This is a genomic window from Moraxella sp. CTOTU49803 (genome assembly GCF_032097965.1).
Lineage (GTDB): Bacteria > Pseudomonadota > Gammaproteobacteria > Pseudomonadales > Moraxellaceae > Faucicola > Faucicola tetraodonis.
Map to the genome: position 1 here is coordinate 51,038 of NZ_DAMCJP010000007.1, position 16,403 is coordinate 67,440.

Consider the following 16,403-nt stretch of genomic DNA (forward strand, 5'->3'; position numbering starts at 1 on the left):
ATCGACTTTATTGGCGTATGAAAATATCAACCATAATCGCTTAATTTTACTGTTATCAACAGCGAGCTACTTAGTGTGGCTAGGGCGATACAGTGAGCGCTTACGCTACTATGAACAAATCATTACACGGCTGTCAAATGACCAGTGCAGCCAAACAGATGTCGATGCAATCGTGCACAATCTTGGCTTGCCGATTTCAGCCGATGCTGATGCCCTATATGACTATCTTGCCAACAACAAGGTGCCAGAAACCATTGGCTTTATCGAGCAAAATGTCCAAGATGTCAAAGGCGTTATTGGCAAAGATACGGCTGAACTCTATAACCTCATCAAACGGTTAGCCAATACGGGAGCCTACCGCGCTGCCAGCCTACAGCTCTATGCCTGCAATGCGTCGATGCAGCAAGAAAACCCGATTGTGGTCACGTTTTGGCAGCTCGGACAATGTTTTGAATCGCTCGACTGTCATATATTGATGAAAAAAGATTGCCGTGAGTGCGTGCAAAAACTTAAAGAAGTTGTTAATACCTTGCCAGAAAACACCCGCTGGCGTGAGCTAGATCGATTGGTCAATCAACTGTTAAAGTCTAATCAACCCAAAGATTTTCAGTCACTATCGGGCGCGTTTTCAAATATTTTACAGCAAGGTGTATAAGCCAAATCTATTAGATGACTACCATCATTTTGACAAAAATAAGCAGTTAGTGAGAGCACAATGAGACTTATAATCAGCCACCAAACCAATTATTTTTATGAACAACTTGCCTTACGCAGTGTGCAATACATCCGCATGACGCCGATGACACTGCCACACCAAACCATTCATAACTGGCAAGTGATGCTGCCTAAGGTTGCACAAATGCAAACGGACGGCTTTGGCAACCAATGGCTCACCCTAAGCCGTCACGAACCGCACAACAACTTGCAAATTCAAGCCTTTGGTGAAGTAGAAATTAACGCTGATACTTTATTTATCCCTGACAATCAGCAAGTGCCGTATCAGATTTTTGCCGTACCCACCAAGCTGACCCAATGCTCCGAAGCCATGCGTGACTTTGCCCATGACCCACTTGAGCAGTTTTTGCAAAGTGAGGACATCGATTCCCAGTTAGCCATCCTCAAATCATTGGCAAAAGACTTGCTCGATAAAATGCCCTATACCAAAAGCGTGACCCATGTCGGCACCACAGCAGAGCAAGCGTTTGCGATGGCGGCTGGGGTGTGCCAAGACCATACCCATGTATTTTTGGCACTGCTACGGGATAAAGGCATTGCAGCGCGCTATGTATCGGGTTATATTTATGAAGCAACCCAAGCGCATATGGCAAGCCATGCCTGGGCAGAGGTCTGGCTTGCGGGTAATTGGTACACCTTTGATATCTCTAACCAACATTTTACCCCCAACTCCCATGTCTATATCGCCTTTGGGCGTGACTATGCCGATGCGGCGCCAGTGCGCGGGGTGCGAACAGGGGGCGGTGACGAGCGACTGTATAGTCAAGTCATGGTATCTACAAGCCCCCAGTACATACCGCAGCTTAACGCGCAGTTTGCAGCGCAGCAGTAATTTGCCACTATTGATTCACCAATATTTGCTAAAAAAGGAACAACCATGACCTATTGTGTGGGTATCCGACTCAAAGATGGGATGATTTTCGCCAGTGATACTCGCACCAACGCGGGCGTCGACCAAATATCGATGTTTCGCAAAATGTATCAATACGGCATTGAAGGCGAGCGGTTTTTGGTGCTACAAACCGCCGGCAACTTGGCAACGTCACAAGCGGTATTTACCAAATTAGATAACGCCATCAAACTTGCGCAAGAGCCTAATTTGCATACCGTCCCTACCCTGTATGATGCCGCGCAATTGGTGGGTGAGTGCTTGCGAGAAACCACCATCCATGCCCAAACCATCGCACAAGAAACGGATACCAAGTTTAGAAGCAGTTTTATTTTGGGTGGGCAAATCAAGGGGCAATCCCCCGAAATTTATTTTATCTACCCTGAAGGTAATTGCATCAGAGCAACAACTGATACGCCTTTTTTCCAGTTAGGTGAAAGTAAATACGGCAAACCTATTTTAGACCGTTCCATGAATTATGACGCATCACTCAAATCAGCGATGCGAGCCATTCTGATTTCTTTTGATTCAACCATCCGCTCTAACTTATCCGTCGGTATGCCCATTGATGTGTTGGTCTATCACAATGACAGCCTACAGATGCCACAAGGGTTTCGCATTGATGAAAACGATGAATACTTTGCCAGCATCCGCCAACACTGGTCAGATGGGCTGAGAAAAATTCTAAATGAACTTGAAGACTCACCGATGAGCTATTGGCAATAGCAACTGTCACACAGTTAAAAATCAACCCATATCAAGCCATCTAGCCGGTTCTTCACTGTGTCCTCCCCTGTCCATTTATAGAGCGTTTTTGGTTGTACCGCTCTTGAAATATAATGCGCTACCGTCTATATCGACCTGTCTTAGGCAATTGCTTTGCTATAAGTTCAATTGTCTTGCCATAGATAATGCAAATACCTTGGGTTTTTGCTAGGCGGTAATTTCGGTGGGTATGGTATGATGTGATTTTTTATGATTGTTTGGTTTTTATGCTATGCAGCTAACTGATTTGGCACCTTGGGGTGAATCACTCAGAATCGCCGTAGAAGTTATTGGCACGATTGCTTTTGCCTTGTCAGGTATCTTGGCAGGCGTGCGCAAACGTATGGATATGTTTGGGGTAGCGGTGCTGGGATTTTTATCGGCGTATGGGGGTGGTACGCTGCGTGATATTTTGCTAGAGCGGCGTCCGTTTTTTTGGGTGTCCCAAGAGCTGATGTTATGGCTGGTGTTTGCGCTTTGTATTGTGGTGATGCTAGTCAATAGCCGCCGCCCGTTTCGTATCACTCCTGCGGCGATTCAATTGGCAGATGCGTTAGGTTTGGGCTTGTTTGTCGCCTCTGGGGTACAAGCGTCACTGGCAAGCGGTATGCCGATGGCGGTATCAGTCATCATGGGGATTATTACTGGGGTATTTGGCGGGGTGATGCGTGATATCGCCTGTGGTGAGATGCCCACCGCGTTTTTTGACCATCGTCCGTATGCCATGTGTGCCTTGGTTGGCGGCTGGGTGTATGCGATTTTGGCAGTTTACAGCTCGCTTGCCGCTTGGGTGATTATGTTTATCAGTACCATCACTACCACAGGGCTGCGTATTGCCGCGCTGGCGTTTAATTATCATTTACCCGGTTGGAAAAAAAGCGCCTCTTAGCCAATATATTGGGTAGTTAACAGATTAGGTAGCCATCAGACTTGGTAGCTATCAGATTTGTCAGTCATCGGATATGGCTTGACTGCGGCAATCCGTTAATGAATTCAAGGTTTTATCAAGCGGCTAAATCAAGCAAATAATACCGATGCTCGCATTTGATGACGTCAAGCTGGTAAGTCAGATACGCATGATTGCCTGTTGGTATGATTGTTTGTTGGAATGCCAAGTGCTGCAGCCGCAAGATAATGATACAGCAAAATCTCGTTATATCATTATCTAAGCTTAGCGTATGCGGTTTTGGACAATAGTCGCTGTCGGTATCTAGATGGCTTACTTTTGCCAGATTGAAATAAATACTACTTACACCAATCGCTCGACCGCTTTTTTCTTCCAAACAAATTGGTAGTACAAGCCTTGTAACACGCTCATCACTATAAAATTCGCCACATACGCCCACCAAATGCCTTGCAGTCCAAAATGACGACTGAGTAAAATCGCACTGGGAATCTCTACCAATAAGATACTGCCGATACTGATAAACATAGGCTGCCACACCATCCCAGTAGCGCGCATCATGCCACTAAAAATCATGCCACTGCTAAAAAAAAGCAAACTCCATAACACAATGTGCAATAACTGCTGTGCCAGCACAATCACGCCTTCCACCGTGATAAACATCGCCATCAAATAACGGGAAAAAAGATACGCCAAAACAATCAACCCACCCGTAATAATGAGATTGGTCAACATGGCAGTGCGAGTGACGCAGTTTAAGGCACTCGCTTTACCTGCGCCAATCGCTTGCGAGGCATAAATTGATGCCGCTATCGCAATCGACATGGCAGGAAATTGCACATAGCTCAACACTTGGTTGACTGCGCCATAAGCTGCGGTAGCATTGGTACCAAAGCCATTGACCAGCCCAATAATCACCAAGCCAGATATCGCGCCCGTGACCATCTGAAACGCGGTAGGCAACCCCAGCCGAATCACTTTACGCGCGATGTCGGGTTGGATGCGTATATATTTGAGTAATTGAGTATCAATTTGTAAGGGGTGATTTTTGGCACGGGTATAAAAAAACAAAAACAGCAATACCAACAGCTGTGACAATAAAGTCGCAATGGCAGGGGCTTGGATATCTAGCTTGGGTAACCCAAACCAACCTTGAATGAGCGCAGGCGTCACCACAATCCCAATCACAATAGAAATACCCACGGCAAACAAGGGCGTCACCGAATCGCCCACCCCGCGCAATAACGAAGTATAAGCGATAAATAAAAACAGTAGCGGACTTCCTGCTAACATCAATTTGGCATAACGGTTTGCCAAGCCTTGAATCTCAGCAGGGACGCCCATCTGCACAATAATCAATTGACTGAGCAAGCTGCCCGTAATCGCAATCATCACCCCTAATATCAAAATAATTGCAAAGCTATTGCCGGTAATTCGTTTGACCAAATCCAACTCTTTGGCACCCCAAGCCTGCCCTACCAAAATCGATGAGCCTGAAGCGATACCGATGATAAACGCCATCAAAAAAAACAGCACTGGGGCAAACACCGATACGGCGGCAATCGCTTGTACCCCTAGCATCTGCCCAACAAAAATGGTATTAATCGTCCCTGACAGCGATTGCAAGATGTTGGTCAGCAGTAAAGGCAACAAGAAAAACAAAAACGGTCGCCATAGCGTGCCGACCGAACTAAAATCTGGAAGTTGTTGTGATTTTTTCATACCGTCAAATTTACTTAATGATAATTGCTTAATGATGATAATGATAACGATGGCTATTTTAATTATTTTTTTATTACTGACCTGCTAGGTAAGTTTTATACAGTGTTAGATAGCAAAACAAAGCGTATCGACAGGCCAAAAATCTACTGACGCTGGCAAAATTTCGTTCATAGTAAACGATTGCTCAACAACATATCGCAATAAAATGTTAACTATCTTTCGTTATCACCCGTCATTTTACCGCTTACTTTAACAAAGATAACAAACGACACATATTCTCAAACTTTTCTGGTTGATAACTCTGTTAAACTTTACCCTGTGCTTTGGTGCATAAGTGGCGATAACAAGCCACTTTGATAATGAGAGAATCAAAAAATTCACTAAACAAGAGAACAATAATGACAACCGACAACCAAACCGATACCCAGCAATTTCGCAGCGAAAAAGATACTATGGGCGCCGTTAATGTCCCTATAGATGCTTACTGGGGCGCGCAAACCGAGCGTAGCCGCAATAACTTTAAAATCGGTGGCGAAACCTTACCACAGCCGCTGATTGAAGCCATGGCACTGGTCAAAAAAGCCGCCGCCATCACCAATGCCAAATTAGGGCGTATCAGTGATGACAAACGTGACCTTATCGTGCAGGCCGCCGATGAAATCATCAACGGAGCACTGCGTGACCAATTTCCTTTGGTGGTTTGGCAGACAGGCTCTGGCACCCAGTCAAACATGAATATGAATGAAGTGATTGCCAACCGTGCCAATGAACTTGCCGGTCAAGGCAAAGGTAGTTATCAGCCGATTCATCCCAATGACGATGTCAATCATGCTCAGTCTACCAATGACAGCTTTCCCACCGCGATTCGGGTAGCGGCGGCGCGTCAGATTGTCTATCTGCTTATCCCCGCGGTGCAAAAACTGCGTGACACCTTAACAAGCAAATCTGAGCAGTTTGCTGGCATTGTAAAAATCGGACGTACCCATCTGCAAGACGCCACCCCTTTGACGCTAGGACAAGAGTTTAGCGGCTATGTCAGTCAGTTAGATCATGCGCTCATTCGTCTAGATGCCGCGCTACAGGGTCTGTATGAACTGCCTTTAGGCGGTACTGCAGTCGGTACAGGATTAAACGCTCACCCCGATTATGCCGAGCAGGTCGCGCAAACCTTAGCTGCGTTGACCGATGTGCCGTTTGTCACGGCGCCCAATAAATTTGAAGCGTTAGCGGCCAGAGACGCTGAGGTTTTTGCCTCAGGTGCCCTAAAAACTTTGGCAGCGAGCCTTAATAAAATTGCCAATGATGTGCGCTGGCTGGCTTCAGGTCCTAGATGTGGGATTGGTGAGCTTAAAATCCCTGAAAATGAGCCAGGCTCATCCATCATGCCAGGTAAAGTCAATCCGACCCAGTCTGAAGCCATGACGATGGTCGTCGCGCAAGTGATGGGTAACGATGTCACCATCAATATGGCGGGGGCTTCGGGTAATTTTGAACTCAATGTGTTTATGCCAGTCATCGGCTACAACCTACTACAATCGATTCGCTTACTTGCCGATACTTGTGACAGCTTCAATGACCATTGCGCGGTAGGCATCGAGCCTGTGACAGAAAAAATTGATTATTTCCTACACAACTCATTGATGTTAGTCACCGCACTCAATCGCCATGTCGGCTATGAAAATGCAGCAAAAATTGCCAAGACTGCTTATAAAGAAAATAAAACCTTAAAACAAGTTGCCGTTGAACTGGGTTTATTGACTGACGCCCAATTTGATGAATGGGTCAAACCTGAAGCCATGACTAGTCCAAAGTGATATAAGCGTTGATGGGGCATAATCCCATTGTTTGATAAATCAATTTTTATCAGCAAATTTTTAGCCAGATGACAACCTTCTGGCTAAAAGCTAACGCTCGCATCGTTGGCTATTTACTAAATCGCCACTAGCTCTCTGATGCCTTTTTCTGGCATATCACCGCCCATGCCTTGGGCAATGACTTGCCCCCGTGCCATAACCGTATAGTTATCGGCAAGTTCTTCGGCAAAGTCATAAAACTGCTCGACCAAAATAATCGCCATATCGCCTTGGTCAGCCAAGCGACGAATCACCCGCCCGATATCTTTGATAATCGATGGCTGAATTCCTTCGGTCGGCTCGTCCAAAATCAGCACCCGTGGCTCAGATGCCAGCGCTCTGGCTATCGCTAGTTGTTGTTGTTGACCGCCTGACAAGTCACCGCCCCGACGTTGGCTCATTTCATCGAGCACAGGAAAAATCTCATACAAATGGCTCGGGACTTTTTTGGCTTTGCTGCCTTTAAACTTTGCCATGCCAATCAAGATATTTTCTTCTACGGTTAAGGTTGAAAAAATATCTCGCCCTTGTGGCACATACGCCATGCCTGCGCGCACGCGGTTTTCAGGCGACAATTTGCTGATGTCTTTGCCATCGAGCAAAATTTGACCCGATTTAATCGGTAAAACCCCCATCAGACACTTTAACAGTGTGGTTTTACCCACGCCATTGCGACCGAGTACCACAGAACACTCACCCACAGGCGCGGTCAAACTGACATCGCGCAGAATATGACTGCCGCCATAATATTGATTGATTGTGTTTACTTCTAACATCGCTATCCCCTATCGCCCTAGATATTTTTCGATGACATCGTCGTTGGCTTGTACTTCAGCAAGCGTGCCTTCTGCCAAAATTGCGCCTTGCGCCAATACCGTCACTTGCTCACTGATGGTGTCAATAAAGCTCATGTCATGTTCAACCACCACCAAGGTATGGTCTTTTTTGAGCTCCAAACATAGCTCGGCGGTGCGTTCAGTTTCGGCATCGGTCATGCCTGCCACTGGCTCATCGAGCAAAATCAGCTTAGGACGCTGCATCAATAGCATCCCAATCTCCAGCCATTGTTTTTGCCCGTGCGACAACAATCCTGCAGGTTTATTGACAAACTCACCCAAGCGAATCGTCGCTAAAGTCTGGTCAAGGGCATTTTGGGCATCCGGGTTAAGCTTGCTAAACAGGCTTTTTTTGACTCGCTTGTCTTTGGGTGCGGCAAGCAGTAGGTTTTCCATGACGGTAAAATTTTCAAACACCGTGGGTTTTTGAAATTTTCGCCCAATGCCAGCTTCGGCAATTTGCTCGGTGGTCATGCTGGCAAGATTGTGGGTTTGTCCAAAATACACTGACCCTTCCGTGGGGCGAGTTTTACCGGTAATCACGTCCATCAGCGTGGTTTTACCCGCACCGTTAGGTCCGATAATACAACGCAGCTCGCCTTCTTTGATGTACAAAGATAAGTTGTTTAAGGCGCGGAATTTATCAAACCACACACTGACATCTTCCATATATAGGGCAATACCTTTGCTAAAATCCGCTTCTTGTGACTTTAGCCTTCCGTAGTTGCTCTCAGCAAAGTCATTAATATTATTATCGTTTGTATTCATAACAGACTCTTTGATGTGTTATTAATGGGGTATTTATGGGGTATTAGTCATCGGGTATAATCAAAATAACTACTGGGTTGCAGGCGGTCAGCCTAACGCCGCTGCCGACCCTAAAGCCCCTTCCGCCTAAGATTCTTTTTTTGTTTCTGCGTTTGTTTCAATGTTTGTTTGCATGGCTGTTTCCATATTTTTTACGCTTGGCTCGACCGTTTTTTTGCCATGCGTGATTTTGTCCAATAGACCAATAATGCCTTTGGGTAAAAACAAGGTGACGACCACAAACAACCCGCCCAAAATCAATAGCCAAGCTTCGGGATATGCCACGGTAAAGTAAGTTTTCACCGCATTGACCACACCTGCGCCCAATATCGCCCCGATCAGCGTGCCGCGTCCACCTGTGGCGACCCAGACCGCCATTTCAATCGAGTTGACAGGGTTCATCTCACTGGGATTGATAATGCCCACTTGTGGCACATACAACGCGCCAGCAATCCCTGCGATAATCGCCGATAACACCCACGCAGATAGCTTGTACCATAGGGTACGGTAGCCCAGGTATTGCAAACGGTTTTCGCTATCACGTACGGCGCCCAGTACGCGGCCATACGGCTTGTGCATCAAATAACGTAGGCCAAGGTAGGCAAGCATCAGCACGAATGCTGTGGCAAAACAGAGCAAGGTGCGCGTCATGGGAGCAGCGATGTCCATACCTAAGATGGTTTTAAACCCGGTAAAACCGTTGTTACCGCCAAACCCAGTTTCGTTACGGAAAAATAGAAGTGATGCGGCAAACACCATGGCTTGGGTGATAATCGAGAAATATACGTCTTTGATTTTTGAGCGAAAGGCAAAAAACCCAAATATAAAAGCCACCACTGCCGGCACCAGCACCACCAATATCGCCGCCCAAGCAAAGTTATCTGTGCCTGCCCAAAACCAAGGCATGTTATCCCAGCTCAAAAACCGCATAAACTCCGGCAAGCTGTTGCCTGATGCTTGGCGCATCAGATACATACCCATTGCATACCCGCCAAGGGCAAAGTACAAGCCATGCCCAAGGCTCAAAATCCCCGCATAGCCCCATACCAAGTCCAGTGCCAAAGCAACCATCGCCAAACACATGATTTTGCCAATCAAAGTGACCCAATAAGCGGATAAATGCAGCGCCGAATCGGCAGGCAGCAGGTGCAACCAAGGCAATACCATCAACACCGCAAAACAGCCCATAATTGCCAAGCGACTCACTGGTTTATCTGCAAATAATTGTAAAATACGCATTTTTTAACTCTCCAATGATTACTCGACAAAGCGACCCTTAAGGGCAAACAGACCTTGTGGGCGTTTTTGGATAAATAGCACCACCAGCACCAACAAAATAATTTTGGCAATCACCGCACCCATGCCAATCTCAAGCACGGTGCCACTCACCCCTAGACCCAAGGCCGCCAGTACTGCCCCCCAAATTTGACCGACACCGCCGACCACTACTACCAAGAAAGCATCGATGATGTAGTTTTGCCCCAAATCAGGACCGACGTTGCCCACTTGCGCCAAAGCACAGCCTGCCAAACCTGCCAAGCCAGAGCCAAGCCCAAATGCCATCATATCGACACGCGCCGAGCGAATACCCACCGCACGCGCCATTTGCCGGTTTTGGGTCACAGCACGTACAAACAGACCAAAGCGGGTGTATTTGAGTAAAAACACCAGTAATAACAATACGATAATGGTAAAACCGATAATGGCAATACGGTTGTATGGCAGCATCAAGCTTGGGGTCAAGGCGACAGCACCGCTTAGCCATGAAATATTGGAAACTTCGACGTTTTGTGCCCCAAAAATCATGCGAACCAACTGCATCAGAATCAAACTCACCCCAAACGTGGCAAGCAAGGTTTCTAGCTGTCTGCCATATAGCGGACGTATCACTACCCGCTCAATAATCATGCCAATGACCGCACTCACCAAAAACGCCAGCGGAATCGCGGCAAGCATGTACCAATCGACATAGCCTGCCAAATGGCTTTTAAAAAAACTTTGCACCACATAGGTGGTATAGGCACCAATCATAATGAGCTCACCATGCGCCATGTTAATGACACCCAATAGACCGTAAGTAATGGCAAGTCCCAACGCCGCCAACAACAAAATACTGGCGGTGCTGAAGCCAGAAAACACGTGTCCTGTCCACTCACTGGCTTTGATACGCGATTTGACTTTGTCTTGGGTGGTTTGTAAGGCTTTTTTGAGCTCGGGTGAATGGCTGGTTTGTTTTGCCATTCCTTCGATATCGGCTAACACATCAGGGCTGTTACTGGACGCCAAAGTTTTTAATGCCGCAATCTGGGTCATCTCATCGCCCGATTGCAAATCCATACGCGCTTGCAGTTGCGCCAATGCTGCTTTTACCGTACTGTCTTTTTCATTGGCATAAATATCGGCAACGGTTTTTTTATCGAGCGTGGCGATATTGTCGGCTAGGATATCCACCGCTTTAAGGCGCTCGCTGGCATCGTCGGATTTGAGTTTGGCTTTGGTTTGCCCTAAGGTCAACGCCGAACGCAGGGCGTTATTGAGTGTGACTTGGTTTAGGTCGCTTGGCCAATTACTTACCAAAGTATGCGCAGGATAGCGGTAGAGTTGGTCGGTGTTTTCTAAAGTATAGACATTGCCGGCATCATCACGGTACAGCTCGTCTTTGTTAATCAGCTCAACCAGTTTGTCATAGGATTGGCTCGTGCCTGTCCAGTTGTTGAGCATGGCTTGACGCCCCGCAAAATCAGCGGCTACGAATTTTTGAATATCATCGCCTGCGCTGGCTGTGGAGCTTGTGGCTGCGGTAGTTGGAGCTGCTGTGGTTACTGTACTGGTTATGGTAGTGGCCGAAGCGGTACTTGCCTGTGCATTACTCACGCTTGGCAACGCAATGCCCATCGTGGTCGCTAGCGACATGCCGAGCACAATTTTTTTACTTTTTTGCAAAAACTGCCCGAGAGAATGATTACCATTGAGCATGATGGTCGCTCCTTAGTTTGTATGATTAGTCATCTGTTTGGTGGTGTGACGGATCCATGTTTAAATCAATCAATGTTTAAATCAATAAAAGGTGAAATCGTAAAATTTTGGCAAAAAAATAAGCCATACCAGCTGGGGTATTGATAAGCGGTATGGCTGTCACAACATCGATTGTTAACTTCATTCAAGCTTATTTGAAAGGCTTATTTAGTCATACTTACTTTGGGATACTTATTTTGGGATATAAGGACTCCAAGGTTCAGCTTTAATGGCATCTTTGGTTTTGTAAACCACATCAAACTGACCATCGGCACGGATTTGCCCAATCATCACAGGTTTGTGTAAGTGGTGATTTTCGGCATCCATGGTTAGCGTGTAGCCTGATGGCGCGGCAAAGCTTTGACCTGCCATGGCAGCACGGACTTTATCCACGTCGGTGGAGCCCGCTTTTTCAACCGCTTGTTTCCACATATTGATACCCACATAGGTGGCTTCCATTGGGTCATTGGTCACTACTTTATCGGCATTTGGCAGTTTGTGATCAATGGCGTATTTTTTGTAAGCATTCACAAACTTGATGTTTACAGGGTTTTTGACCGATTCAAAGTAGTTCCATGCTGCCAAGTGTCCAACTAATGGGGTGGTGTCGATACCACGAAGTTCTTCTTCACCCACAGAGAACGCCATCACAGGAATATCCGCCGCTTTGATGCCTTGGTTACCAAGCTCACGATAGAAGGGAACGTTTGAGTCACCATTGATGGTGGAGATAACTGCGGTCTTTTTACCCGCTGAGAATTTTTTAATATTACCCACGATGGTTTGGTAATTGTTAAAGCCAAATGGGGTATATTCTTCCATGATGTCGCTATCTGCCACGCCTTTAGACTTTAAGAACGCCCGTAAAATCTTATTGGTGGTACGGGGATACACATAGTCAGTACCCAATAGCACGAAGCGTTTGGCACCGCCGCCTTCTGGTGACATCAAGTACTCAACCGCAGGAATGGCTTGTTGGTTGGGCGCGGCGCCAGTATAAAAGATGTTTTTGGACTGCTCTTGTCCTTCGTACTGCACAGGGTAGAATAATAAGCCGTTTAATTCTTCAACCACAGGCAACACAGATTTACGAGAAACCGATGTCCAGCAACCAAAGATAACCGCGACTTTGTCTTGTGTCAGTAGCTGGCGCGTTTTTTCGGCGAACAATGGCCAGTCTGAGGCAGGGTCGACAACCACAGGCTCAAGTTTTTTGCCCATCACCCCACCTTTGGCATTGATTTCATCAATCGCCATCAATGCGGTGTCTTTGAGCGATGTTTCAGAGATTGCCATGGTACCTGAGAGTGAATGTAAGATACCCACTTTGATGGTATCACCATTGCTAGGGGCAGGTGCACTACCGGTGGCAGCTGTGGTTGACGTGCCACTGGCTGGTTTGGCATCACTTGATGATTGCGGTTTTGAACAACCTGTCAACATCATACTGCCCGTTACCGCTAGGGCAACCAAGGATCTGCCAAATGCACGACGGCTTAATTGAGGCTCAGTCGTGGTTAGCTCGGTGGTTTTTTTGTCTAACATGTGTCACTCCTAAAATAGATGGATTGCCGTTTTAAGGTAGGGCGTAACGGATAGGCTTTGGCTATCGGTTGCTGGTTGTCTTAACTGACTATAATGACAATTCAATTAGTGTGCCAATCTGCATGTTAAAAGCTATTTTTGAAAATTTTATCAATTAAATCAAATATTTGAATTGGCATAGTTAAAAAAGTTATTTTAAACAATCGCATATTGGCTAAATGCTGCTACTTGGTAAAAAATGGGCAAACTTTGGCGACCTTAGCGATTTCACCAATCTGATGAACTGGGGGATTTTTTTGCACTATTACCATTCATCTAGCGTTCCTCTGGCATTCACCTAACATTGATTGACGCTAAACAACGCTTTATCGCCAGTGTCTTTATGACATTAGCCAATTTGTTGCATAAAAAAAGTGCATGCCCGACAGCTTGCACTTTTTATCAAAAATGTTGTTAATCCCTAGTTAATCGCTAGTTAGCCAATACCAGTGCCATGCCCAATGCCGCCATAATTGAAGGTAGCCAAGACAGCTTGGGATGCGCATGGGCTTGTGCTTTTACCCAATTCATCACCCCTGCACCCACAGCAAACAAGGCGGACATCGCGGTTATCATGCCTAAGCCAAACCCTTGACTCACGCTACCTACTGGCATCTCCACGGCATGCGCCATACCATGAAATAGCGTCAAACCAAATAAGCTGATCGCCATCATGAGCGAAAAGCTTTTCTGATTGGCTTGTGCTATCTTGGTGCGCTGCGCCAAAACTGCGACCACTGTCAACACCACCGATAGCAAAATCGCACCTTCAATAATCGATGAGCCAATCGCCACATGAGCTAGTTGCACCAAAGCAAAGCCTGACAGTAAGCTTGTCACCAATAAGCCTAAACCCAGTTTTTTGTGACGGGCAAACACCATGCCCATGCCAACCGCAAGCACCACGTGGTCAAGACCTGAGATAGGATGCATGAGTCCTGCGGTGACAGCAGCCATTAAATCTACCGAACTTGCACCTGCATGCTGGGTTAAACCATGACCGACATGCGCCACTGCCAAGCTTGAAAGGCTAAAAAGCGCGGTTGCCAACGCCGTTTTTTGGGTTGTTTTTTGGGTTAAAGTTTTCATTATGTCTCCTTGATTTTATTGCATTTTTTACATATTTTCGCTTGAGCTTGGTAAATGTTGGACAGGCTGTGACGGAATCTCTAGCGCTCTTAGCATGCCCTGTTGTTGGATAAATTTGATAATGTCATCCAAACCGTCTTGGGTTTTCATGTTGCTAAACACAAACGGCTTATCGCCGCGCATTTTTTTGGCGTCTTTATCCATAATCGACAAATCCGCGCCCACGAGTGGCGCAAGGTCGGTTTTATTGATAATCAGCAAATCTGATTTGGTAATCCCGGGTCCACCTTTGCGGGGGATTTTGTCGCCTGCACTCACATCAATCACATAAATGGTCAAATCCGACAACTCTGGGCTAAAGGTCGCCGCCAAGTTATCACCGCCCGACTCAATGATAATCAGCTCAAGACCGTCAAAGCGATTTTGCAAGGTAGCCACGGCATTAAGATTAATCGACGCATCTTCACGAATCGCTGTGTGCGGACAACCGCCCGTTTCCACCCCAATAATCCGCTCAGCGGGCATGGCATCGTGGCGGGTCAAAAACTCCGAATCTTCTTTGGTATAAATATCGTTGGTAATCACAGCCATGTTGTACACGTCTTTGAGACGGCGACACAGACTTAAGGTCAAAGCGGTTTTGCCAGAGCCAACAGGCCCGCCAATGCCAAGGCGTAACGGGGATAAGCGAGGCTGTTGGGTTGGGGTTTTTTGGGTAAAGCCAGTCATGGGGTTTCCTTGTGAATGATATTAAAGACAGGGGTTTTAGGAACGAAACAGACGACTATATTGTTGTTCATGATGACAGGATAATTCTGCCAACGACGGTACAGACGCTGATAGTTGCAAGTGGTTGATTAAAATCAGTAATGTTTGGGCATGCTGCTGTGACTGTAAAAATTGTGGCGCAATGTCTTGTAGCTTAGCCACAACCGCTTGCCGATGATGGATGGCTGTCAATGCCGTTTTGACTTTGCTGGCTTGCGTTTGGCAAAGCTTGGCAATCGGTTCATCCAGCACTTGCCCCAATTGCCAAATAATACGTTGCCCTGCCATTTGTCCCAGCGGTAAGGTTTTGACAATCGCCAAGGTCAGATTTTCCATTTGAGCAAACGCATAGGTCGTCAGGCTATCGGCTATCGGCAGTTGCCAAAAATACGCCAAGCGAGCGAATAACGGTAAATAGCCTTGCGCTATCCAATCTTGTGGCATCGCAAGGTCGAGCACGCCATCGAGCCAAGCACAAAATGCCTGCGCCAATTGTTGACTCTCTAATAAAAACTCATGGCTATCACGGCTTGCCCCATAAAAATTGGCTAGACTATCCACTAAGCTATCGTGAGTTTTTTTCCCTGATAGCTGCATCATACTTGCCATCAGCGGCAATTCAAAATTGAGTAAGACCTCTTGCTGATACGCCTGCAAAAACGCCAAACTACTGGCTTCATCATGGATAAAGCCTTGCTCAATGGCAGACTCCACGCCTTGGGAATAGGTATAACTACCAATCGGCAAATTGCTCGATGCCAGCATCATCAGCTTAAGCAATTGTTGTGGCGGCGCCTTCTGTGTGAGGTGCGATGTTGTTGTCATCGTTTTCATAAAAAAAACGTGGCTTTGGTTAAATCACCGACGATTGCGCTTTGCGTATCTGCATGGCTTAACCGATTATCATGTCCATGTGAATGACCGCCATGCCCATACGCCCCTGTTTCGGGTTCAAAAGCGTGTTCCACTTCGCTCACGGTTAAGCCTAACTTCACCAGCATATCGGCAAGCACATAATCGGGCTCAAAGTACAAGGCATGCTGCGCTTGACCCTGCTCAACGAGCATCAGTGGGACATGACGATTGCCCAAATGATACGCCCCGCGCATCAGTTCAAAGGCATTGTCGGCGGTGACTTTGGTGAGGGTTTGCGGTTTGGCAAAAATTTGTATGATGTCGCCTGACTCATTTTGTACCACATCCCCATCTTTGAGCGTACCTGTGCGTGGTAGGTCGATACCGACCGCTTCACCATTTTGCAGGGTTGCACGAAACCGTGACCGCTGGCGCGTGTCAAAATCGAGCTGCAAAAACTGCCCGTTTGCTTGTTGGTTGACCAAATCGGCTTGCTGTTGGTGAGTTAACTGCTGCACCCGTTGATTATAAATTTTCATTATTATCCTTTGTTAAATTTTCTACCTACTCAGAAGTTTGCC

The 16,403-nt window shown here is 46.6% G+C and carries 14 protein-coding genes and 1 pseudogene; 5 read left to right on the top strand and 10 right to left on the bottom strand.

The annotated features are described in order from the left end of the window. The first annotated feature begins 715 nt into the window (after window positions 1-715). From RT422_RS08545 to RT422_RS08560, 4 genes are all read left to right on the top strand, one after another. A complete protein-coding gene (locus RT422_RS08545) occupies window positions 716-1,567 on the top strand; it encodes a transglutaminase domain-containing protein (RefSeq protein ID WP_159676788.1) in 852 nt (283 codons plus the stop codon). Between the two features lie 45 nt (window positions 1,568-1,612). Beyond that, a complete protein-coding gene (locus RT422_RS08550) occupies window positions 1,613-2,350 on the top strand; it encodes a peptidase (RefSeq protein WP_313421977.1) in 738 nt (245 codons plus the stop codon). Window positions 2,351-2,621: 271 nt separating this feature from the next. Continuing rightward, window positions 2,622-3,278, top strand: a complete 657-nt coding sequence (locus tag RT422_RS08555; protein ID WP_065253869.1) for a trimeric intracellular cation channel family protein — start codon at window positions 2,622-2,624, stop codon at window positions 3,276-3,278. A 145-nt stretch (window positions 3,279-3,423) separates the two neighbouring features. Beyond that, entirely contained in the window at window positions 3,424-3,558 is a 135-nt protein-coding gene (locus RT422_RS08560) for a hypothetical protein (protein ID WP_313421978.1), read from the top strand. 80 nt (window positions 3,559-3,638) lie between these two features. Here RT422_RS08560 and RT422_RS08565 read toward each other — a convergent pair whose 3' ends face one another. Continuing rightward, entirely contained in the window at window positions 3,639-5,015 is a 1,377-nt protein-coding gene (locus tag RT422_RS08565; protein ID WP_007116001.1) for an MATE family efflux transporter, read from the bottom strand. A 398-nt stretch (window positions 5,016-5,413) separates the two neighbouring features. Here RT422_RS08565 and fumC point away from each other — a divergent pair, with 398 nt between their 5' ends. Next, entirely contained in the window at window positions 5,414-6,829 is a 1,416-nt protein-coding gene (gene fumC / locus RT422_RS08570) for a class II fumarate hydratase (RefSeq protein ID WP_219333375.1), read from the top strand. Between the two features lie 116 nt (window positions 6,830-6,945). Here the strand turns inward: fumC and urtE are convergent, their stop codons facing one another. The 9 genes and pseudogenes from urtE to ureE all read right to left on the bottom strand — a co-directional run bounded on the left by urtE (window position 6,946) and on the right by ureE (window position 16,361). Continuing rightward, the gene (gene urtE / locus RT422_RS08575; protein ID WP_007116004.1) at window positions 6,946-7,644 is read right to left on the bottom strand and encodes an urea ABC transporter ATP-binding subunit UrtE; all 699 of its coding nucleotides are present in this window, start codon (window positions 7,642-7,644) and stop codon (window positions 6,946-6,948) included. A 9-nt stretch (window positions 7,645-7,653) separates the two neighbouring features. After that, window positions 7,654-8,472, bottom strand: coding sequence for an urea ABC transporter ATP-binding protein UrtD (gene urtD, locus RT422_RS08580; protein ID WP_138018347.1), 819 nt, complete (start codon window positions 8,470-8,472; stop codon window positions 7,654-7,656). A gap of 228 nt (window positions 8,473-8,700) precedes the next feature. After that, window positions 8,701-9,750: pseudogene (gene urtC / locus RT422_RS08585) on the bottom strand (urea ABC transporter permease subunit UrtC); the annotation flags it as partial. A gap of 18 nt (window positions 9,751-9,768) precedes the next feature. After that, complete coding sequence (gene urtB / locus RT422_RS08590) at window positions 9,769-11,406, bottom strand: urea ABC transporter permease subunit UrtB (RefSeq protein ID WP_284035060.1); 1,638 nt, start codon at window positions 11,404-11,406, stop codon at window positions 9,769-9,771. Between the two features lie 312 nt (window positions 11,407-11,718). Then, on the bottom strand, window positions 11,719-12,972 hold the full coding sequence (urtA, locus tag RT422_RS08595; protein WP_060996033.1) for an urea ABC transporter substrate-binding protein: 1,254 nt from the start codon (window positions 12,970-12,972) through the stop codon (window positions 11,719-11,721). A gap of 570 nt (window positions 12,973-13,542) precedes the next feature. After that, window positions 13,543-14,199 (bottom strand): HupE/UreJ family protein, encoded by a 657-nt coding sequence (locus RT422_RS08600; RefSeq protein WP_313421979.1) that lies wholly within the window; start codon window positions 14,197-14,199, stop codon window positions 13,543-13,545. A gap of 27 nt (window positions 14,200-14,226) precedes the next feature. Then, complete coding sequence (ureG, locus tag RT422_RS08605; RefSeq protein WP_100285263.1) at window positions 14,227-14,928, bottom strand: urease accessory protein UreG; 702 nt, start codon at window positions 14,926-14,928, stop codon at window positions 14,227-14,229. A gap of 36 nt (window positions 14,929-14,964) precedes the next feature. Next, window positions 14,965-15,792 (bottom strand): urease accessory protein UreF, encoded by an 828-nt coding sequence (locus RT422_RS08610; protein WP_313421980.1) that lies wholly within the window; start codon window positions 15,790-15,792, stop codon window positions 14,965-14,967. Window positions 15,793-15,797: 5 nt separating this feature from the next. After that, window positions 15,798-16,361, bottom strand: a complete 564-nt coding sequence (gene ureE, locus RT422_RS08615; protein ID WP_313421981.1) for an urease accessory protein UreE — start codon at window positions 16,359-16,361, stop codon at window positions 15,798-15,800. Window positions 16,362-16,403: the final 42 nt, after the last annotated feature.

What these genes read in the sequence shown, in the direction of transcription:
- RT422_RS08555 (WP_065253869.1), top strand. Translation starts at nt 2,622, where the DNA reads ATGCAGCTAACTGATTTGGCACCTTGGGGTGAATCACTCAGAATCGCC.
- RT422_RS08610 (WP_313421980.1), bottom strand. Translation starts at nt 15,792, where the DNA reads ATGACAACAACATCGCACCTCACACAGAAGGCGCCGCCACAACAATTG.
- RT422_RS08545 (WP_159676788.1), top strand. Translation starts at nt 716, where the DNA reads ATGAGACTTATAATCAGCCACCAAACCAATTATTTTTATGAACAACTT.
- RT422_RS08565 (WP_007116001.1), bottom strand. Translation starts at nt 5,015, where the DNA reads ATGAAAAAATCACAACAACTTCCAGATTTTAGTTCGGTCGGCACGCTA.
- RT422_RS08550 (WP_313421977.1), top strand. Translation starts at nt 1,613, where the DNA reads ATGACCTATTGTGTGGGTATCCGACTCAAAGATGGGATGATTTTCGCC.
- RT422_RS08560 (WP_313421978.1), top strand. Translation starts at nt 3,424, where the DNA reads ATGCTCGCATTTGATGACGTCAAGCTGGTAAGTCAGATACGCATGATT.
- ureE (WP_313421981.1), bottom strand. Translation starts at nt 16,361, where the DNA reads ATGAAAATTTATAATCAACGGGTGCAGCAGTTAACTCACCAACAGCAA.
- RT422_RS08600 (WP_313421979.1), bottom strand. Translation starts at nt 14,199, where the DNA reads ATGAAAACTTTAACCCAAAAAACAACCCAAAAAACGGCGTTGGCAACC.
- urtD (WP_138018347.1), bottom strand. Translation starts at nt 8,472, where the DNA reads ATGAATACAAACGATAATAATATTAATGACTTTGCTGAGAGCAACTAC.
- fumC (WP_219333375.1), top strand. Translation starts at nt 5,414, where the DNA reads ATGACAACCGACAACCAAACCGATACCCAGCAATTTCGCAGCGAAAAA.
- ureG (WP_100285263.1), bottom strand. Translation starts at nt 14,928, where the DNA reads ATGACTGGCTTTACCCAAAAAACCCCAACCCAACAGCCTCGCTTATCC.
- urtE (WP_007116004.1), bottom strand. Translation starts at nt 7,644, where the DNA reads ATGTTAGAAGTAAACACAATCAATCAATATTATGGCGGCAGTCATATT.
- urtA (WP_060996033.1), bottom strand. Translation starts at nt 12,972, where the DNA reads ATGATGTTGACAGGTTGTTCAAAACCGCAATCATCAAGTGATGCCAAA.
- urtB (WP_284035060.1), bottom strand. Translation starts at nt 11,406, where the DNA reads ATGGGCATTGCGTTGCCAAGCGTGAGTAATGCACAGGCAAGTACCGCT.